This is a genomic window from Mesorhizobium ciceri biovar biserrulae, assembly GCF_001618845.1.
Taxonomy (GTDB): Bacteria; Pseudomonadota; Alphaproteobacteria; order Rhizobiales; family Rhizobiaceae; genus Mesorhizobium; species Mesorhizobium ciceri.
The window spans coordinates 2,232,477-2,252,063 of sequence record NZ_CP015064.1 but is presented as its reverse complement, the minus strand read 5'-3'; the positions used below and the strand labels follow the sequence as shown (position 1 = coordinate 2,252,063).

Sequence of the window (19,587 nt, the reverse complement as noted above, 5' to 3'; positions counted from 1 at the left end):
CATGCGCCCGAATTCGCCACTCACCGGTGCCAGTACATCCGTGGTCACCGGGAGAGCAGAATTCGTTTTTCAGGCCGCCTTCAACTGGTCGGCGGACATCTTGCCCGACTTGTTGTCGCGGACCATCTCGTAGCCGAGCTTCTGGCCCTCGACGATGTCACGCATGCCGGCGCGCTCTACGGCCGAGATGTGGACAAAAACGTCGGCCGAGCCGTCGTCAGGCTGAATAAAACCAAAACCTTTGGTGGCGTTGAACCATTTAACTGTGCCGGTGCTCATGACGAACCCTTTCCATGGCAAATATTCGTTCGACGCCATGCGGATGCACAACGTCGTTTGTCCCGATTTTTGATGTGGGAAGTTCGTCAAAGGCGCGCTCGAAAGCGCGGATAACAAAAGTCAGTCAAACAAATATCGACGATTTGCTTGTAGGCTTCTTTTGGCGCGCTGTCAAATTTGCATAAAGCCACAGATGCGGATTTCTCCCAAAACACCAGGCCAAACCAGCTGGCATGACGGCAAACCGGGCGCCAAACAGCGCGCTTGCGCCAAGTTGAAAAAATTTTCTGGCATCCAGGAACCATCCGCGCAAAGGCGCATTTATGCCTTGTCGTCAGCAGTTCGTGAGAGCAATCGAAAGAACGGTTGATGGCAAAGACGCCCCCCGCACGATAAAAGGTGCGAGGGGCGTTTTCGTTGGATCCGGCTATTCGTCCGGGCCGGGTTCCGGCCACCTCTCCTTGGCCGCCTCGGCATACCAGTGCCGCATCGCCGGCGTTGCCAGCACGGCGTCGAGATAGGCGCGCGTATCCGGCGCCAGCGTGCCGCCATAGGTGTCGAAACGGGTGACGACAGGCGCATACATGGCGTCGGCCGCGGTGAAATGGCCAAACAGGAACGGGCCGCCCCTGCCGTATTTTTCCCGGCACTCGCGCCACAGCGCCTCGATGCGGGCGCGTTGCGCCTCGCCCTCGGCGTCGAGCGGCTTGTGGCCCTTCGGCCGGCGCAAATTCATCGGCCAGCCATAGCGGACTTCGCGAAAGCCGGAATGCATCTCGCTCGCGGCCGAACGCGCCAGCGCGCGGGCGTCGATATCGGCCGGCCAGAGATTTCTCTCGGGAAACAGGTCGGCGAGATATTCAAGGATGGCAAGGGTTTCCCAGACGATCTTGCCATTGTGATTCAGCACCGGCACCTGACCGGTCGGCGACACTTTCGCCAGATTGGCAAAGGTTTCAGGCGTGCGCAGCCGCACGAAACCTTCCTCGAACGGGATCTCCAGATGCCTCATCGCCAGCCATGGCCGCAACGACCATGAGGAGAAACACTTGTTGCCGATATAGAGCGTGAATTCAGCCATTTTTCTCCCCGCATGCACGGCCATCCAAATTCCATGGTCGACACGTGTTCGCAGCCTAGCCCACCAGCCTTGCCCCAGGGCGGCGGCCGCGCGACCTGATCTGCCGTCCGGGCGACGCCTGGAACCTAACCGACGCCGGCTCGTTAGCTACCGCAAATGAATTCCTCCGAATTCAGAGCCCAGGAGATGCGCAAAAAATGGTGAATAAGGATCAGGTTGCGGGCGTGGCCAAGCAGGTCAAGGGCTCGGTCAAGGAAGCCGCAGGCAAGGCAACCGGCAACAGGCAGACCCAGGCCGAAGGCACGGGCGACCGGACCGCCGGTAAGGTGCAGAAGGCCTATGGCGACATCAAGAACAAGGTCGAGAAGGCGCTCTGATCTGACATCGGCAAACGCGCTTTATCGAGGGAAAGGCGGTCGCGAAGGCCGCCTTTTTCAGGTGCTCCAGCCCTTGCTGAAAGCATTGGTGAAGGCGACCTCGCCGTGATCGCCGGCCGCCTCGCCCAGCACCACGTCCATGCCGTCGCTGGTCACCCTGGCCAGCGCGAAACCGCCCATATAGGCAGCCTTCGGCTTGAACAGGTCGATCCCGTCCCTGCGATAGATCAGCGGCGTTTCGTGCTGGTGGCCATGGAAAATGCCGACGACATTGTAGCCCTTCAGCGCCGCCAGCAACGCCTGCCGGTCGGCCTCGCTCCACCAATGCGGCGCACCACTGCCGTCATCATCGAAATGCCGCTTGGCGGCATCCCAACGTTCCACCGAGAAAGTGTCCCAGCCATAGTGCTGGAACAGGATGACCGGACGGCCGTCCGCCGCATAGGTCGCCAGATCCTGCTTCAGCCATGGCAGGCTGCTCTCGGCGCCGTGGCCGGTATCGCCGGCGAAACGATGCGTCTGGATCAGATGCAGGCCGCCCCAGTCCCAAGAGTAACAGTCGGTGTCGACATCATAGTCGGTGGCCGGCACCGGCGGCTTGAAGAACACGCCGGCGCGATGGTTGACCTCGACATAGTCGCGCAGTTCGCGCCGATACCAGTCGACATGGTGCGGCGGGCCGTTCTGGTCGAGATCATGGTTGCCGAGCCCGATATAAACCGGCATGTGCACGCGATCGGGACCGACGCCCTGGCTGTAGCGTTGGCTGAACTGGAGCAGTTGGGTGCCCTCGCTCGGCTGCGTGATCTGGCCGCCGCCATCGTCGGTGATGTCGCCGCCGACGACAAGGCCGCGCGGCGTGCCTATCCTGCCGGCCGAACGCAGGCCGGTGGCGACGCCATTGATCTCAGTTGGCCAGTCCTTGTCGCCAAGTGCATTCAGCACCGCCACGCTGCGCAGCAGCGCGGCGTCGGTCTTGCCTTCCTGCAGGCAGTTGGGGCTCAAGCCGCTCGCCATGCGGCAGGCATGGACATCGGCGATGAACAGGAAAGTGGCGTCGATCGACTGGACACGTTGCCCGGTCTGGCCGAAGGCCGGGCGCGACAAGGCGCCGGCCGCGGCAAATCCCGCAGCCTGCGCCAGGAAGTTGCGTCGGGAAAGCGATGCAGTCGAACGGCGATTCATCATACGCTGATTCAGCATGGACAGCGGCCGGTCGTCCAGCGCCTCTGCGCCATCATCGACATGACGCCACGGGTCTGGCATGTCTCGCTTGCGCAAGCGGAGGAGGACGAAAAATGAAAGCCGCACCTATCTGCATGATCCTGGCCGCGATGTTGTGCGCGAGCACAGCGCATGCGGCCGGTTGCGTCGACGTCAAGTCCGCCAGAAAGGGTTTCGTTCTGGCGAGGCCCGGCATCCAGAGCGAATTTCGGCCCGTGGCCGGCGGGATGATGTCGGTTGCCAACACCTACGAATCGCAATCGCCGCAAACCCAGTATCTGTTTGCCGGCCTGATCGAGGTGTTTCGCGACAGCGACACCGGTCGCCTGGCGATGATCCCGCTTTCCGATCTGCGAAAGCTGTTTCCGCTGAAGGCGGGGACAAAGGCCGCGATAGAGTTCGTCGAGCTGTCGCCGAACAAGCCGCCGAAGGGCACCAAGACGCTGAGCCTGGTCGTCAAGGGCAAGGAGACATTCAGCCTGGGCGAGTGCAAATACAATGTCCTGGCGGTCAAGGAGACCTTCAAGAACGGTGCCGGCGAGACGCTGGATTCATTTACCGCCCTCTATGCGCCAGATCTGCAAGCCGCGCTCGCGCGGCGCTACGATGAAGGCACCAGTTCGGAATCCGTCAACGGCTACGAGACGATCAAGCCGCTGGCCGAGTAGCTGAACCAGAGCACGGCGAGTCAAGGGGTTCCCGGCCGTGGCAGTATCCTGTTGCGTCGCCTGGCTGCCAATGCGCCCTGCGATGGCGACGGCGCGCTGCGCTCCAGCCCCGCCAGGCAATCCCGCAGCACACCGGCATCCTGCGTGGCCTTGGCCATCGACATCGCTCCGGAATAGGCGGCGACCGCCAGCGCGGCGAAGCGTTCGGGGTCCGTGTGCTCGTCCTTGCCCACCTGCTGGTCGGCATGCAGCTTGTCGGCAATCGCGCGCCGCCACCCGGCAAAGATCCCGGCAAGGGCAATGCGGAAATCCGGGTCGGCAAGCGACAATTCGTGCGCCAGATTGTTGAGCGGACAGCCGCGCACGAAACCCTGCTGCTCCAGTTGCGCCGCCACGGCCTCGAACACCGCGCGCACGCCTTCGCGGGCCGACGCCGCCGCCAGCACCGGCGCGATCCATGTCTCTTCGACCGCTGCCGCCACACGCTCGTCGATCACCGCCAGCGCGAGCGCCTTCTTGGTCGGGAAATGGTGATGCAGCGCGCCGCCGCTGACATCAGCCGCCGCCATCAGGTCGCCGATGCTGGAGGCGTGATAGCCGCGCGCCTGGAACGCATCCTCGGCGACATCGAGCACTTTCTTGCGCATGCCCTCAGGGTCGTTGATGCGTTTTCCCGGGCGCGGTTTTGGTTGAGCGATCATCTCTGCTGACATTGCCGGACATTAGCATATTGACAAAACAGGACAACCGGTCTGTTTTACAAACAGGACAATCACCCTGTTTTGGAGAATGCCGGATGAACCTGCCCCAGAACGTCGCGACGAAACCCTCAGCGCTCGCCTCGCCTGTCGTCGAGCTGCGGCAATACACGCTGAAACCCGGCCGGCGCGACACGCTCATCGACATCTTCGACGGCAGATTGATCGAGGGCCAGGAGGACACCGGAATGACCATCATCGGCCAGTTCCGGGATCTCGATCGGCCTGACATGTTCGTCTGGATGCGCGGCTTCGACAGCATGGCTGCGCGGAAAAATGCTCTTGCCGCTTTCTATGGCGGGCCGGTCTGGGCGGCGCACCGCGATGCGGCCAACGCGACGATGATCGATTCCGACGATGTGCTGCTGCTCAAGCCGGCGTGGCCGGGCGCCGGCTTCGACCTTGCGGGGGCGCAGCGGCCAAGCCTGGCCGGCGACGAAAAGCCCATTCGAAACAGGCCGCTGGCCGGCATCGTGGTCATCGAGATTCATCATTTGCAGCCCGGCACGGAGGCAGATTTCACCACCCGCTTCGAGATTGAGACGGCGTGCCTGATGACGGCCGACGCACGCCTGCTCGCCGCGTTCGTGACCGAGCCTGCCGAAAACAATTTTCCGCGCCTGCCGGTACGGGCTGACGAAAACGTCTTCATCAGCGTCATGGGTTTTGCCAGCACAGAAGCGCATGCCCGCCACAAGGCCGCGCTTGCCGCCTCGCCGGCATGGCAGGATTTTTGGCGGGCCGCGCAACCCGGCCGGACCAAACCCACGGAAACCTTGCGGCTGTCGCCGACATCGCAATCGCTGGTCGGGATCTATTCCTAAAGCGCGTCGACGCGCTTTAGGAATAGATCCTTTTTTGTGCATGTCATTCTCCCAAAACCGGGGCCACTTTTGGGCGACATGCATCAGACTTCAAATGCCTCGATGATGGTCTTGGCGACGAGGGCCGGATCTTCCCAATGCGGGTTGTGGCCACAGCTCTCAGCCCGAACGAAGACGGCTCCGGCAAGAGCGGATTGCAACGCCTGCTGGTGCGCCTCGCCGAACAGCGGGTCGCACGCGCCGGCAATGATCAGCGTCCGGACTTGCACGGCCCGCGCCGCATCGGTCAGATCGGCGCGGCGGATTTCCTCGAGAATCGCGCGCCAGCGCAGCGTCGGCATCGCCGAGGCCTCTTGCGCCAGGCCAGCGAGAAAGGCTGGAGGCACGTCGGGACTGCAGGCATGCCACCAGGCGTAGAACGGATCGGCCGGCGATATCGGGTCGCGCAGCGCCTCGACGCCCGCGACCAGCGGATGATCCGGCGCGAAATCGGACTTCAGCGTGCCGGCCAGCACCACCAGCCCGCCAATCAGCTCCCTGTGTCGCCCAGCCAATGCGATGGCCACCATGGCGCCCAGCGAATGGCCGACGACGACCGGCCGGTCGAGCCGCAAACGCAGGACCAGCCCAGCAATATCGTCGGCGAAATCGGCGATGCCGCAGCCTTTGCCGGCCTGCGAGGCGCCGTGGCCGCGCAGATCCGGCATGATCAGACGGCGGCCGGCCAGATATGGCGCAAGAAGCGAAAAGCTGCGGCTGGTGTCGGTGAAGCCGTGCACCAACAGCAGTGCCGGCTCGGCGCCTGTTACCTCGACATAGGCGATGTCGAGATCGCCGACAGTGACGAACTGCTTGCGGCCGGCCCAGCCGTCCTGGTCCGCGCAGGCATTCAGCACCGCCGCCCTCACAGGCCGAGCTTTTCCTTGACCACGGCAAGCCCGGGTTGGCCGTCGAAGGTGGTGACGCCGGCGAGCCAGGCATCGAGACGGCTCTTGTTGGCCGTGATTGCTTTCAGCGCGCCGTCCTCCGGCTTCATGCCGTCATTGATCAGATAACCCATGCCGACATTCTCGAAATCGATGTCGAAGGCGAGGTTTTTCAAGAACTGTGCGACGTTCGGGCATTGCTGCAGATAGCCCTTGCGCACCTGCGTCGTCACCGTCGCGGCGCCGAAATTCGGGCCGAAGAATTTGTCGCCGCCGGTCAGATATTTGAAGTCGTACATCGTGTTCATCGGGTGCGGCGCCCAGCCCTGGAAGACGATGAACTGCTTCTCCTTGATCTCGTAGCCGACCTCGGAAAGCATGCCGGCTTCGCTCGATTCGACCACCTGCCAGCCTTCCAGGCCAAAGGCGGGATCGGCGATAGCGTCCATCATCAACTGGTTTGAACCGGGCTCGATGCCGTACATTTTCTTGCCGAATTTGTCGGCGAATTTGTGCAGGTCGGAAATGTCCTTGACGCCGGCTTCCCAGACATAGGTCGGCACGGCGAATGTGTATTTGGCGCCTACGAGATTGACGCGCACATTCTCGACCGAGCCGTCCTTCTTGTAGGGCTCGTAATAGGTGACCATGGCCGGGTCCCAGTAGCCCAGGAACAGGTCGAGGTCCCTGTTTTTCATGCCCTCGTAGATGACGTTGATGCCGAGCACCTGGCTTTGCGGCTGATAGCCAAGCGCCTCCAACAGGACATTTGCGACTCCTGTGGTGAAGGCAAGGTCGTTCCAGCCGGGTTCGGCCATGCGGACCGTCTTGCACTCTTCGGCCTCGGCCGCCTGGGCCGCATGAGTGGCCAACATGAGGCCGGCAAGGCAGACGCCATTTGCAAGGATGCGCAACATTTCGGTTCTCCTCGTCCACAAAATTGACCAATCGGTCTTTTTATTGTCCCATGGGTCAATTCTTGATCTGAACGGACGAAGATGTCAACGTGGATTCGACATGCATGGACCGATGCCGTGAAACTCAAGCGTCTCAGTGAGATCCGCCGCAAGGAATTGCGGCAGGCGGCCTTCGCGGTGCTGGAGCGCGAGGGCATTGCCGGCGCGACACTGGAAAAGGTGGCGGCGCAGGCCGGTGCCTCCAAGGGCATCGTGCTGCACTATTTCCGCAACAAGCAGGAATTGTTCGAGCACGCGATGCGTGAGGCAAACGCCGTCCTGTGCCAGGCGGTGATCGCGCGGCTTCGCCGGGCGCAGACACCGATGGAGCGCATGGATGCGGTGATCGAGGGCAATTTCGAGGAGCATCTGTTCCAGCCGCCTCTCTGCCATGCCTGGCTGTCGCTCTGCGCCGAGGTGCCGCGCGACGAGAAGATGGCTCGTATCCAGAGGGTGATCCATGCGCGCATGCGCTCGAACCTGTTGTCGGGCCTGCGCGGCCTCGCCTCGCCCGGAGATGCCGACGACATCGCGCTTGGCGTCACCGCGCTGATCGACGGGCTTTGGTTGCGGCTCGGCCTGCAGCCGGGCAGTGTGTCGCGCGAACAGGCTGTCCGCCAGGTCAAGAATTATGTCGCGGGACGGCTGGCTTTGGGGGAGCTTGCGACCGCCGGCGCTTAAACCAGCCTCGGCCGGCCTGCCGGGTGGCAGCGGTCGAAGTTCATACTGTGGGATAGGCTGACGGCTTGACCTTGGCCGCCACTATACGGTGCTCTCGACGACGCAGAAATCTCGGAGCATCCGATGAGACTTCACAACAAGCGCGCGCTGGTCACCGGCGGGTCGGACGGTATCGGCCTGGCGATCGCCGAGGCCTTTTCGCGCGAGGGCGCGGACGTCCTGATCGTCGGCCGTGACACCAAGAAGCTCGACGCCGCCCATAAGCACCTCGGCGGCACTATCGAGACGCTGTCGGCCGATCTTGCCACATCGGCCGGCATTGCGGCCGTCGTCGAGCACGTCAAAAAATCCGGCAGGCCGCTCGATATTCTCGTCAACAATGCCGGGGTGGCTTTCCTGGTGCCGTTCGAGACCGTCAGCGAGGCGCAGTTCCAACAATCCTTCGCGCTCAATGTGACGGCGGTGTTCTTCCTCACGCAGGGTCTGCTGCCGCATCTGGCGGCCGGCGCGTCGGTGATCAACATCTCGTCCTATTTCGCCAACAAGATGATCCCGAAGCGGCCCTCGAGCCTCTATTCCCTGTCAAAGGGCGCGTTGAACTCGCTGACCAAATCGCTGGCCTTCGAACTCGGCCCGCGCAGCATCCGCGTCAACGCCATCGCGCCCGGCACTGTCGACACCGCCATGCGACGCAAGACCGTCGACAATTTGCCGGCCGAGGCAAAGGCCGAGCTGAAAGCCTATGTCGAGCGCAGCTATCCGCTTGGCAGAATCGGCCGCCCCGACGATCTGGCGGGCATCGCAGTGTACCTCGCTAGCGACGAGGCGGCCTGGACCAGCGGCGGGGTCTTCTCCGTCGACGGTGGTTATACCGCGGGCTGATCCGTCCGGGCGCCACGCCAAGCGCCGACATTTTCAGCGACGCCACTTTCTACAAATCCAAGTACGCCTACCGCCTCCAGGACCTGATCGCGAACCCAGCGATGGGGTGGCTCGTCGTCGTGGCGCGCGTGCCAGTACATCCTGATTTCCGGAACAGCAATGGGAAGCGGCGGTTCAAAGATGACGAGCGGCAGGGTCTCGGCCGCCCAAACCGCGAACTGCCTGGGCACCGCCGACAGGTGGTTTCCATTTGCCACGGCTAATGCGACAGCCTGAAAGTGCGGCAGGGTCAGGCTTACACGGCGCGTCCGCCCGATCTTGCGGAGCGCCTCGTCGGTGGAGCCCGACATCGAGCCGTCGATAGAACGAAGAATATGGGGCAGTTCGCAGAAGAGGTCGATCGGCAGAGTCTTGCCTTCCATGATTCCCGCCTGCCTGATCGCAGCGTTGTCCTGCGCGGCGATGATGGCGAATGGTGAATGGAACAGAGGCGTGCTTGAGACCCAGTCGGAGACCTCCAGCGGACGCTCGAGCGCTACGTCGATTTCATCGTCCTGGAGCAGCCGCGAGACATCGCCGCGCGCGCTATCGAGAAACCTTAGCGACGCGCGCGGCGCGGCGCCAGCGATGCGTGCCGCCAGCGCTGGCATCAGCATCATCGAAAAGAAATCCGCCCCCATGAACGTGAAGGTTCGCTCCAGTTCCGCCGGATCGAACGCCTTGGCCGAATGGAAGACGCGTTCGATCTCGCGAAGCGCCACGCGCAACGGCTCGGCCATGCTCTCGGCGCGCGGTGTCGGCATCATGTCATTGCCCCGTCGCACGAACAGCTGGTCGTTGAGAAGATGTCGCAAGCGATTGAGCGCAGCGCTGACGGCAGGTTGGCTGAGGCCGATCTGCTCGCCGGCACGCGTAACGCTTCTCTCCCGCAGAAGGGCGTCGAACACCTTGATGAGATTGAGGTCGAGCGCGTTCAAATTCATCGCATCAATTCGCCCCATACGATCATTCGATTTCCGTTGTCGGCGTATCCCTGGCTAGATCGTCATCGGCCCAGCAGGCACAGGCAACAGAAGGATCAGACACGCCATGACAATGACCCCCGGCACGATCACAGGCAAGGAACTCTTCTGGTTCAACAACACGCTCGTCGCGATCCACGTCTCGTCGATGGCAGGAGAGGACGGCACCTGCGTCGTCGAGCATCACATGCCCTATGGCGACTCGCCGCCGCTGCATGTGCATCGCAGGGAAGACGAAGTGTTTCACATCCTGGAGGGGAGATTGCGCTTTCAGATCGACGGCCACGAACGCATTGCGGACGCCGGCGAAACCGTCATCGCACCGAAAGGCCTGCCGCACACCTACCGGGTCGAATCCCCGGAAGGTGCGCGCGCCCTCACCATCACGCGCGGTTCGGATTTTGAGACGATGCTGCGTCAGGCGAGCCGTCCCGCCGAACAGCCCGAACTGCCGCCGCTGATGGAACCAACACCGGAAATCATCGCGGCACTGGTGCAGCTTTGCGCAAAAAACGGCATCGACATTGTCGGTCCGCCGCTGTGGTGAGAGGCCGAAACTGCGCAGCCCTTCCCTTCTTTCCTTTGTGGGAGAAGGAGAGAAGCGCCGCGCCTTCAACCGATTTGCATCCTCCCTTTGTGGGAGAAGGAGAGAAGCGCCGCGCCTTCAACCGATTTGCATCCTCGCCGCCCGCATTCTCCGCTTGAAGCCGTTTGTGCAACGCGATACGCCGTTGCCGACTTCGACAAGGAGAGACCCGTGACCGCTGCAAAGACCAGAACCGAAACCGACACGTTCGGTCCCATCGAAGTCGCCGCCGACCGGTATTGGGGCGCGCAGGCGCAGCGTTCGCTCGGCAATTTCAAGATCGGTTGGGAGAAGCAGCCGGCGTCGATCGTGCGCGCATTGGGCATCGTCAAGCGGGCGGCGGCCGAAGCCAACATGGAGCTCAAGCGGCTCGATCCTGCGATCGGCAAGACGATTGTCGAGGCGGCGCAAGAGGTCATCGACGGCAAGCTCGATGAGCATTTCCCGCTGGTGGTCTGGCAGACCGGTTCGGGCACCCAGTCCAACATGAACGCCAATGAGGTGATCTCCAACCGGGCGATTGAGATGCTGGGCGGTGTCATGGGCTCCAAGAAGCCGGTGCATCCCAACGATCACGTCAATATGAGCCAATCGTCGAACGACACCTATCCGACAGCTATGCACATCGCCTGCGCCGAACGTATCGTGCACGATCTGTTGCCGGCACTGAAGCACCTGCACAAGGCGCTCGCCGCCAAGAGCAGAGAGTTCAATCACATCATCAAGATCGGCCGCACGCACACGCAGGATGCCACCCCCCTTACGCTTGGCCAGGAATTTTCGGGCTATGCCGCGCAGGTCGCTTCGTCGATCAAGCGCATCGAGCTGACGTTGCCCGGCTTGCAGGAACTGGCGCAGGGCGGCACCGCCGTCGGCACCGGCCTCAACGCGCCGGTCGGCTTCGCCGAAAGGGTCGCGGATCGCATCGCCTCCATCACCGGCATCGCCTTCGTCACCGCGCCGAACAAGTTCGAGGCGCTGGCGGCCCATGATTCCATGGTGTTTTCGCACGGCGCCATCAACGCGGCGGCCGCCGCGCTATTCAAGATCGCCAACGACATCCGCTTCCTCGGCTCAGGCCCGCGCTCGGGCCTCGGCGAACTGTCGCTGCCGGAAAACGAACCGGGCTCGTCGATCATGCCGGGCAAGGTCAACCCGACCCAGTGCGAGGCGCTGACGCAGGTCTGCGTACAGGTGTTCGGCAACAATGCGGCGCTCACCTTCGCCGGCAGCCAGGGTCATTTCGAGCTCAATGTCTACAATCCGCTGATGGCCTACAACTTCCTGCAGTCGGTGCAGTTGCTCTGCGACGCCTCGGTCTCCTTCACCGACAATTGCGTCGTCGGCATCGAGGCCCGCGAAGACAACATCAAGGCGGCACTCGACCGCTCGCTGATGCTGGTGACGGCGCTGGCGCCGACCATCGGCTACGACAATGCCGCCAAGATCGCCAAGACCGCGCACAAGAAGGGCACCACTTTGCGCGAGGAAGCGCTCGCCACCGGGCTGGTCAGCGAAGCCGATTACGACCGGCTGGTGCGGCCGGAGGATATGACGCATCCGGGGTAGGCAATTCCAGGAAAAGTGTCTGCGGTTTTCGGTCCGGAATTGCGTCAACCAAAAGCCCGGTATTTCGTGAGGGGAGAATTTACTCCCGTCACGACCTCACCCGAAGCGAATTTTGCGCAGGCCGCCCGATCACGGAAACGTAAGTACTGTGAACAATGTGTCGCCGGTCTGGTGGCTTTGGTGAACAGTCGGTTTGCTCTATCTCCCCGGCATCAACCCATCCCGGAGAGCCACCATGTCCACCAACATTTCAGTCGCCGGTTCCGGCGCATCCAATGCCTCGACCACCATCCTCCTCGGCCGCGTCCTGCTCGCGGTCATCTTCCTGCTTTCAGGTTTCGGCAAGCTCACCGCCATTAGCGGAACAGCGGGCTATTTCGGCAGCCTCGGCCTGCCCTTGCCGACCGTAACGGCCACCGTCGTCGGCCTGATCGAGCTTCTCGGCGGCCTCGCCATCCTCGTCGGCTTCAAGACCCGGATTGTCGCCTGGGTGCTGGCGGTCTTCACGGTCGCTACCGGTTTGGTCGCCCATACCGGTTGGGCCGACCAGATGCAGATGATCCAGTTTCTCAAGAACCTCGCCATTGCGGGCGGCTTCCTCGTGCTGGCTTCCTCGGGCGCCGGTGCCTATTCGATCGACGCCAAGCGCGGCTGAGCCAAGACCCGGCAATAGCCGAACAAGAAAGCGGCGCGGAATTTTCCGCGCCGCTTTTTCGTTGTTGGTGCATGACCGCCGATCTGTCGGCCGGAGTTTCTGATAGGATCGGGGCTATCGGGACGAGGCCGGCCGGCGGCCGACAACGGAGGTGAACATGCCCCGCAACGCGCTGCTCCTGCTCTCCCGGCTGCTGCTCGCCGCCCTGTTCGTGCCTTCCGGTTTCCATGCATTGAGCGACATCGCCGGCACCACAGGCTATTTCGCCGGCCTCGGCCTGCCGCTGCCGACACTTGCTGCCTGGGGCACGGGACTGTTCGAACTGATCGCCGGGCTGCTCATCCTGGTCGGTTTCCAGACCCGGATCATAGCGCTTCTGCTCGCTGCCTTCAGTATCGTCGCCGGCTTCATCGGCCATTATGGCCAGGGCGGCGGCGACGCGATGCTCGCCTTCCTGCACCAGCAGATGCTGATGAAGGACATTGCGATATCAGGTGGGTTTGTAGCGCTGGCGATGGCCGGCGCCGGCGCATGGTCGATCGACGGGCGCGGCGCGGTTTGATATTTTTGCGTAGATGGGCCCGAGCTGATCGACCCCACTCCGTCTCGGCTTCGTCGAGTCACCTCTCCCCTGATCGACGGGGTAGAGGAAGGCCGCGAGCCTGTTGCCGCCAACGCTCTTCCAACAAGGCTCCCTTCCTTTCCCTCCGGAGGGGGGAAAGGTGGCGCTGCAAAGCAGCGACGGATTGGGGGAAGCCGGTCATCAAACGCGAAGCCGCCGGCGAAGTACGACCGGCAGGTCTATGCTTAAGTCAGATAAGACACGGGTCTGCTAGCAGCTAGCGCCTTATTTCACCGACATGCTGGGGCCACCCTCGACGGCCAGCACCAGCCGGCGGTTGGTGATCCTGGCCAGCTGCGCCAGGCGCCCGGCCGGCCGCTCGCCATAGAGATCGGCCAGCGATGCCGGCAAGACCAGCGCCAGCACGCCGTTGGCGCGCTGTTCCCATTTCAGCCTGGGCATGATGCCGGGCATCGACGCCGTCAGCAGGTAGACGACGCGCATCATCGCGGCGAGCACGCGGGCGCGCTCCAGATAACGCGGTGATGCCAGAGCCTTGATCTCGGGGGCGATGGCTTCGTTGAAGATGCCGTCGTGACGATAGGCGTTGGCCATCGCCAGGAAAGCACGGCCAGGATGGTCGACGCCGAAGAAGGACGCGTGCGCAATGATGTTGAGCGATTGCTTGCCGCGGTATTCGGGATGCGCGCGCCAGCCGATGTCGGCCAGCAATGCGGCCGCGTGGCGGTAGCGCGCCTCGTCCTCGGTCTCGTCGATGCCGAAGGCGGCAAAGGTCTTGGCGGTCCAGTCGACAAGTTCGTGCGCATGGGTGACGGAGCGCGAGCGCAGGCGGGCGAGTTCCTCCGAGGCCGAAATCAGCGGATCGGCCTTCTGCTCCGCCTCGTCGAGCAGCGAATAGAGAAAGCCTTCGCGCACGCCGAGCGCCGAGACGATGATCTTCGACGGCTGCATCGCCGCCATGATCTCCTGCAGCACGATGGCGCCATAGGGCAGCAGCGAACGGCGGTTCTTCGAAACGCCTTCGATGCCCTTGACCTTCTCGATCTCGGCCTTGGCCACCTGCTTGAGGAAGTTCGCCGCGCTTTCGGCCGATATCTCGTAATGGTGCATGACGCCAAGCGGATAGTTGGTCATTTCCATGTGCAGCCGGGCAAGATTTCGCCAGGTGCCGCCCACGGCGTAGAAGGGCCTGCCCTGCCCGCCTTTCAACAGCTTGGCCTTCGCCAGTTCGTCACGCGCGATCCTGGCCGCCTGGGCCAGCGAGTTCTTCGCCATGTCCTGCAGGCGCAGGCCGCCCAGCGGCAGCGTGATGCCGTCGCCGATCGCCTCGCCGCTGACATCGACCAGTTCGAGGCTGCCGCCGCCCAGATCGCCGGCGATGCCATCGGCCGGATGGAAACCGGAAATGACGCCGAGCGCGGAATAGTACGCTTCCTGACGACCGCTGATCACTCGGATCTCGGTCTTCAGCACATCCTCGGCGCGGTGGATGAAATCGGGGCCGTTGACCGCCTCGCGGGCCGCCGCGGTCGCCAGCACATACATTTGCTCGGCGCCGGCCTGGTCGGAAAGCGCACGAAAGCGGCGGAACTCTTCCATCGAGCGCGTTACCGCCTCGGGGTCGAGCTTGCCGGTCGAAACGATGCCGCGGCCGAGACCGGCCAGCATCTTTTCGTTGAACAGCATGGTCGGCGAGCGCGCCAGCCCCTCATAGACGACGAGACGGATCGAGTTCGATCCGATGTCGATGATGGACAGCGGTCGGCGGTCCTGCAGCCGGCCCTGAGAATCAGACAGCATCAGCCGGACGCTGCGGCGTTCTTCTTGCGGCGCTTGAACTGCGCGATGCGCTTGGGCGCATGCGACTTCAGCGCGTCACCCCGTCCCGACAGGCTCGGATTGGTCATGAAATATTCCTGCGCGTTGAACGGTTCCTCGCCCTCCTCCAGCACGACGCGCCGGGAGGTTCCATCAGCCAATACGTCGAAACTTTGCTGATTGTCCATAATGTTGCCCAGCATGATCTGACCAAGGATCTGTTCATGCACAGTTGGATTGGTGATCGGCACCATGGTTTCGACGCGGCGGTCGAGATTACGCGGCATCAGGTCGGCCGAGGAGATGTAGACGATCGCCTCGTCCGACGGCAGGCCGTAACCATTGCCGAAACAATAGATGCGGCTGTGCTCGAGAAAACGGCCGACGATCGATTTTACGCGGATGTTTTCCGACAGGCCCGGAACCTGCGGCCGCAGGCAGCAGATGCCGCGCACGACAAGGTCGATCTCGACGCCGGCGCGGCTGGCATCGTAGAGCGCGTCGATGATGATCGGATCGACGAGCGCGTTCATCTTCATCCAGATGCGCGCCGGTTTGCCTTGCACCGCGTAGGCAATCTCGTCGGCAATGTGCTTCAGGATGCGGCTTCTCAGCGTGAACGGCGAGATCGCCAGCCGCATTTCGTCCGTCGGCTCGGCATAGCCGGTGATGAAATTGAACAGCTGGGCGACATCGCGGGCAATCGTCGGATCTGTGGTGAAGAAGGACAGGTCGGTGTAGATGCGCGCGGTGACCGGGTGGTAGTTGCCGGTGCCAAGATGCACGTAGTTGCGCAGCTTGCCGTCCTCGCGCCGCACCACCAGCGACATTTTCGCATGTGTCTTCAGTTCGAGAAAGCCGAACACCACCTGCACGCCGGCCCGCTCCAGGTCGCGCGCCCAGCGGATGTTGGCTTCCTCGTCGAAACGCGCCTTGAGTTCGACCAGCGCGGTGACCGACTTGCCGGCCTCGGCCGCGTCGACCAGCGCGCGCACGATCGGGCTGTCGTTGGAGGTGCGGTAAAGCGTCTGCTTGATCGCCACCACCTCCGGATCGGCCATTGCCTGGCGCAGGAACTGCACCACCACATCGAAGGATTCGTAAGGGTGATGGACGACGATGTCCTTCTCGCGGATGGCGGCGAAACAATCGCCGCCATGCTCGCGGATGCGCTCGGGAAAACGCGGATTGTAGGGCGTGAATTTCAGGTCGTCGCGGGGAACGGCGACGATCTCGGAAATCTGGCTGAGCGCCAATGGACCGGTCAAGACGCTGATGCGGCTGGACGACACGCCAAGCTCGCCGGCGACGAAATCGCGCAATTCGCCAGGCATCAGCCTGTCGAACTCGATGCGGATCACCGATCCGCGCCGACGCCGCTTCAGCGCCGTTTCGAACAGGCGCACGAGGTCCTCGGATTCCTCCTCGACCTCGATATCGCTGTCACGGATGATGCGGAACGTGCCGGAGCCCTTGACCTCATAGCCGGGGAAGAGCTTGCCGATATAGAGGCCGACAGCCTCTTCCAGCGGGATGAAGCGGACATGATGCTTGCGGTCCGGCAGACGGATGAAGCGCTTCAGCGCCACCGGCAGGCGCAGCAGCGCGCTCATCTCCTCGCCATTCTTGCGATGGCGCAATTGCAGCGCCATCGAGAAGCCGAGATTGGGGATGAACGGGAACGGATGCGCCGGGTCGATCGACAGCGGGGTCAGCACCGGGAAAACCTGCTCCTGGAAATGGTCTTCCAGCCAGATTTTCTCGTCCTTGGTCAGCGCATCGCGGGTGATGCTCTCGATGCCTTCCTTGTTGAGCAGCACGGTGAGCGCCGAAAGGCTCTTCTGCTGGTCTTCCTGCAGCCGCTCGACCTCACGCAGCAGCTGTTCGAGCTGCTGTTCGGGGGTGCGGCCGTCGGGGCTCTTCAGCGTGATGCCCTCGCGCACCTGGCCGGCAAGACCGGCGACACGGACCATGAAGAACTCGTCGAGATTGGCGGCCGAGATCGACAGGAAGCGGACGCGCTCCAGCAGCGGGTGATTGAGGTTCAGCGATTCCTCGAGAACGCGCCGGTTGAACTGCAGCCAGGAAAACTCGCGGTTGACAAACCGGTCAGGGTTGCCGCCTTCCGGGCGAGCCACCTCGACATCCACGAATTCGTTCTGCACCGGCTTCAGTTCGTTCATGATTCCCGCTCTTCCACACCCGCTCAAGCCGGCTAGCCAGTCACTCTAGCGACCCATGGTCCCTCCCGAAAACCGAAATCGGTTTTCGGGCCATGGGTTAACCGGCTTAACTTATCCTCTGACAGGCTTTTGCGACAGTTTGATTTCATCGAACTTGCAAAGAGGCCTGATATGATCCAGATGCAGACGAGACTGCGTTAAGGAGACGACGATGGCAGGCGGTTCCATTCCCCATTTTCAGAACGATGCGGGCTATCCGGCAATCGACATCGGCGTGAAGGAATTCATGTGCACGGGCGCCAATCCGCCTTTCGACCACCCGCATGTGTTTCTGGACATGGGCGACGACAATGAAAAAGTCTGTCCCTATTGCTCGACGCTCTACCGCTATTCGCCGAAGCTGAAGGCGACGGAAACGCTGCCGGCCGGATGCATCTACATCGAACAGGCCGCCTGAGACTTTCGCGACCAGCCCGATGAACGACACGCGTTCCCGGCAAATTGTCGTCGCCGGGGCCGGTGTCGCCGGATTGACCGCAGCCCTTGCATTCGCCTCGCGCGGCTACGCGGTTCGGGTGTTCGAACAGGCGCAGCGCCTGGAAGCTGCCGGCGCCGGCATCCAGCTCTCTCCAAACGCGACGCGCATCCTTCGCCAGCTCGGCGTGCTCGACCGGCTGCTGCCGGCAGCTGTGCGGCCGCAAGCCGTGGTGTTGAAGAAGGCCGCGACCTTGCGTGAACTGGCGCGCGTGCCGCTGGGGCAAGCCGCCGAAACCCGCTGGCAAGCACCCTATCTCGTCGCGCACAGGGCCGATCTGCAGAGCGCATTGACCGCGCGCGTTGCCGAGGTGCCGGATATCCATCTCACCACCGGCGCGCGCATCGGCGACGTTGCCTCCGGCCCGCATGGCATCACGGCGACGGCCGAGATCGACGGCAAGACCATCGAGGCGGAGGGCTTCCTGCTGGTCGGGGCCGATGGCGTCTGGTCGTCGGTGCGCGCACTTGTCGACTCGGCCAAGGGGTCGGCTTCGCCAAGAAACCATTTCTCCGGCGAACTGGCCTGGCGCGCGACCATCGCAGCCGATAGCGCCGCGGGGCAGAGCTTTGCCGCCATCGGAGCCAGGGACTGCGTCACCACCTTCCTGCATCCCGGCTTCCATATGGTGGCCTATCCCGTCAGCAAGGGTGCGGCCTTCAATCTCGCTGCCTTCACCAGGGGCGACCGCATTGCCGAGGGCTGGTCCGGCAACGCCGACGCCGGGATCCTGACCCGAGCTCTTGCCGGCACTGCGGCAGAACTTGCCCGTCTGGTCGAGCAGGCCGGCCCGTGGACCGCGTGGCCGATCCACACTGTCGACCCGCAACAGCCCTGGACAACACCGAACGGCATGGCGCTGATCGGCGACGCCGCGCATGCGATGACCCCATTCGCGGCGCAAGGTGCGGCCATGGCGATCGAGGATGCGGCGACGCTTGCCGACGCCGTCTACGCCTCCCCTACGGACCCGCTGGCCGCGCTTGCGGTTTGGGAGCAGTCGCGGCGGCCGCGTGTCGCGCAGGTCGCCCGACGCGGCGCTGTCAACCGGCTGGCCTGGCATGCCGCAGGGCCGGTGGCGATTGCGCGCAACGTGTTCCTGAAAATGCGCTCGTCGGAAAAACTCGCGGCGGATTTGGACTGGCTCTATGGCTGGCGGGCACCGGAGGCTGACGAAAGCTGAAACCTGCGAAAGGTTGGCGGGACAGAGGGGGGTGTGAAGGAACGCGACACTCGCCAATTCGCGGAATGCCCACGCTAATTATACAGCCGCATCGATAGCCCGAGCGATACAGGCAGCGGGTTCCACCAGCCGGTGCGCAGGCCTGCGGTGCGCAAGGCGGCCGCCGTCCAGGTGTTGCAGCCGATCAGTGCGTTGAAATGGCCGTTGGCTTCGTAGAAGCCGTCGAACCTGGAATAGGCCGCGTCCGGAACGAGGATCGGGCCTTCCGGTCCGCGCTGGAAACTCGCATCGATGAAATCGAGCAACGCCGCGAACCGGTCCTCTGTGATGTCGAACCCCGCGATGTCAGGACGCGGTTCGAGGATGTCACCGGCGACATCGACATGCATGACCGACGCGTCGAGGGTCAGTGCCTTCATCACCGGTACCGCCTTCAGCTCGGACCATGTCGGCGTCTCCAGGTAGAAGGCGCGACCGCCCCAGCCGAAGACGATGTAGCGGACCTCCGGCCTGTCGGCCGGTATGCCGGCGTCGACCAGGAAGTGGAAACGCCGGCGCACGGCATCGTCGACCGGGATGGCGATATCGGTGTGGATCGGATTGTTCAGCACCAGGATGTGGCGCGTCGCGGCGGGCATGGCGGCGGCCGCCGGCCACAGCGGCCGCGGCACGAGGGTGCCCGTCGTCACGGCGAGAGCGACGACAATCAACAGAAGGCCTAGAAAACGTCCCAGTCTCTTCATGAAAGGCGGCTCTGCAAAAGCGCTCCAGCGCGACAGGAACGGTCGCCTGTTATC

The 19,587-nt window shown here is 63.1% G+C and carries 21 protein-coding genes; 11 read left to right on the top strand and 10 right to left on the bottom strand.

The window, feature by feature from the left end:
* Positions 1-69 precede the first annotated feature (69 nt).
* Together A4R29_RS10160 and A4R29_RS10155 are read right to left on the bottom strand one after the other, a co-directional pair.
* Positions 70-279 carry a cold-shock protein gene (locus A4R29_RS10160; protein ID WP_010915421.1) on the bottom strand — a complete coding sequence of 70 codons (210 nt, stop codon included), beginning with the start codon at positions 277-279 and terminating at the stop codon, positions 70-72.
* 427 nt (positions 280-706) lie between these two features.
* On the bottom strand, positions 707-1,360 hold the full coding sequence (locus A4R29_RS10155; protein WP_063171830.1) for a glutathione S-transferase family protein: 654 nt from the start codon (positions 1,358-1,360) through the stop codon (positions 707-709).
* 197 nt (positions 1,361-1,557) lie between these two features.
* Between A4R29_RS10155 and A4R29_RS10150 the strand changes: the two genes are divergently transcribed.
* Positions 1,558-1,737 carry a CsbD family protein gene (locus A4R29_RS10150; protein WP_063171829.1) on the top strand — a complete coding sequence of 60 codons (180 nt, stop codon included), beginning with the start codon at positions 1,558-1,560 and terminating at the stop codon, positions 1,735-1,737.
* 57 nt (positions 1,738-1,794) lie between these two features.
* Here A4R29_RS10150 and A4R29_RS10145 read toward each other — a convergent pair whose 3' ends face one another.
* A complete protein-coding gene (locus A4R29_RS10145; RefSeq protein ID WP_063173636.1) occupies positions 1,795-2,925 on the bottom strand; it encodes a metallophosphoesterase in 1,131 nt (376 codons plus the stop codon).
* Between the two features lie 110 nt (positions 2,926-3,035).
* Here A4R29_RS10145 and A4R29_RS10140 point away from each other — a divergent pair, with 110 nt between their 5' ends.
* Entirely contained in the window at positions 3,036-3,629 is a 594-nt protein-coding gene (locus tag A4R29_RS10140) for a hypothetical protein (protein ID WP_013532403.1), read from the top strand.
* 20 nt (positions 3,630-3,649) lie between these two features.
* On the opposite strand, the gene A4R29_RS10135 is transcribed toward A4R29_RS10140, so the two are convergent.
* The gene (locus A4R29_RS10135; RefSeq protein WP_244506939.1) at positions 3,650-4,276 is read right to left on the bottom strand and encodes a TetR/AcrR family transcriptional regulator; all 627 of its coding nucleotides are present in this window, start codon (positions 4,274-4,276) and stop codon (positions 3,650-3,652) included.
* A 149-nt stretch (positions 4,277-4,425) separates the two neighbouring features.
* Here A4R29_RS10135 and A4R29_RS10130 point away from each other — a divergent pair, with 149 nt between their 5' ends.
* The gene (locus tag A4R29_RS10130) at positions 4,426-5,211 is read left to right on the top strand and encodes an NIPSNAP family protein (RefSeq protein WP_063171827.1); all 786 of its coding nucleotides are present in this window, start codon (positions 4,426-4,428) and stop codon (positions 5,209-5,211) included.
* 83 nt (positions 5,212-5,294) lie between these two features.
* Here A4R29_RS10130 and A4R29_RS10125 read toward each other — a convergent pair whose 3' ends face one another.
* Positions 5,295-6,107, bottom strand: a complete 813-nt coding sequence (locus tag A4R29_RS10125) for an alpha/beta fold hydrolase (RefSeq protein WP_063173635.1) — start codon at positions 6,105-6,107, stop codon at positions 5,295-5,297.
* Positions 6,108-6,115: 8 nt separating this feature from the next.
* Positions 6,116-7,054, bottom strand: coding sequence for a choline ABC transporter substrate-binding protein (gene choX, locus A4R29_RS10120; protein WP_063171826.1), 939 nt, complete (start codon positions 7,052-7,054; stop codon positions 6,116-6,118).
* Between the two features lie 81 nt (positions 7,055-7,135).
* Here choX and betI point away from each other — a divergent pair, with 81 nt between their 5' ends.
* Together betI and A4R29_RS10110 are read left to right on the top strand one after the other, a co-directional pair.
* A complete protein-coding gene (betI, locus tag A4R29_RS10115; RefSeq protein ID WP_024505714.1) occupies positions 7,136-7,774 on the top strand; it encodes a choline-binding transcriptional repressor BetI in 639 nt (212 codons plus the stop codon).
* Between the two features lie 123 nt (positions 7,775-7,897).
* Positions 7,898-8,656: an SDR family NAD(P)-dependent oxidoreductase gene (locus tag A4R29_RS10110; RefSeq protein WP_027163324.1), complete on the top strand. Its 759-nt coding sequence runs from the start codon at positions 7,898-7,900 to the stop codon at positions 8,654-8,656.
* On the opposite strand, the gene A4R29_RS10105 is transcribed toward A4R29_RS10110, so the two are convergent.
* Complete coding sequence (locus A4R29_RS10105) at positions 8,641-9,657, bottom strand: LysR family transcriptional regulator (protein WP_224673043.1); 1,017 nt, start codon at positions 9,655-9,657, stop codon at positions 8,641-8,643. The two genes, A4R29_RS10110 and A4R29_RS10105, sit on opposite strands and share 16 nt — an antisense overlap.
* A gap of 88 nt (positions 9,658-9,745) precedes the next feature.
* On the opposite strand from A4R29_RS10105, the gene A4R29_RS10100 reads away from it, so the two are divergent.
* The 4 genes from A4R29_RS10100 (at position 9,746) to A4R29_RS10085 (ending at position 13,050) form a co-directional block, all read left to right on the top strand.
* Positions 9,746-10,225, top strand: coding sequence for a cupin domain-containing protein (locus A4R29_RS10100; RefSeq protein ID WP_063171825.1), 480 nt, complete (start codon positions 9,746-9,748; stop codon positions 10,223-10,225).
* Positions 10,226-10,435: 210 nt separating this feature from the next.
* Entirely contained in the window at positions 10,436-11,833 is a 1,398-nt protein-coding gene (gene fumC / locus A4R29_RS10095; RefSeq protein ID WP_024505710.1) for a class II fumarate hydratase, read from the top strand.
* Between the two features lie 235 nt (positions 11,834-12,068).
* Entirely contained in the window at positions 12,069-12,488 is a 420-nt protein-coding gene (locus A4R29_RS10090; protein ID WP_013532413.1) for a DoxX family protein, read from the top strand.
* A 157-nt stretch (positions 12,489-12,645) separates the two neighbouring features.
* Positions 12,646-13,050 carry a DoxX family protein gene (locus A4R29_RS10085; protein WP_063173634.1) on the top strand — a complete coding sequence of 135 codons (405 nt, stop codon included), beginning with the start codon at positions 12,646-12,648 and terminating at the stop codon, positions 13,048-13,050.
* Between the two features lie 285 nt (positions 13,051-13,335).
* Here A4R29_RS10085 and ppx read toward each other — a convergent pair whose 3' ends face one another.
* Both ppx and A4R29_RS10075 read right to left on the bottom strand, forming a co-directional pair.
* Complete coding sequence (ppx, locus tag A4R29_RS10080) at positions 13,336-14,871, bottom strand: exopolyphosphatase (RefSeq protein ID WP_024505005.1); 1,536 nt, start codon at positions 14,869-14,871, stop codon at positions 13,336-13,338.
* Positions 14,871-17,072, bottom strand: coding sequence for an RNA degradosome polyphosphate kinase (locus tag A4R29_RS10075; RefSeq protein WP_024505006.1), 2,202 nt, complete (start codon positions 17,070-17,072; stop codon positions 14,871-14,873). Before A4R29_RS10075 ends, ppx begins: the two co-directional genes overlap by 1 nt.
* 211 nt (positions 17,073-17,283) lie before the next feature.
* On the opposite strand from A4R29_RS10075, the gene A4R29_RS10070 reads away from it, so the two are divergent.
* Positions 17,284-17,529: a zinc-finger domain-containing protein gene (locus A4R29_RS10070; RefSeq protein ID WP_013532417.1), complete on the top strand. Its 246-nt coding sequence runs from the start codon at positions 17,284-17,286 to the stop codon at positions 17,527-17,529.
* 19 nt (positions 17,530-17,548) lie between these two features.
* On the top strand, positions 17,549-18,790 hold the full coding sequence (locus tag A4R29_RS10065; RefSeq protein WP_063171824.1) for an FAD-dependent monooxygenase: 1,242 nt from the start codon (positions 17,549-17,551) through the stop codon (positions 18,788-18,790).
* A gap of 74 nt (positions 18,791-18,864) precedes the next feature.
* Here A4R29_RS10065 and A4R29_RS10060 read toward each other — a convergent pair whose 3' ends face one another.
* On the bottom strand, positions 18,865-19,533 hold the full coding sequence (locus A4R29_RS10060; RefSeq protein ID WP_027163330.1) for a TIGR02117 family protein: 669 nt from the start codon (positions 19,531-19,533) through the stop codon (positions 18,865-18,867).
* Positions 19,534-19,587 lie beyond the last annotated feature (54 nt).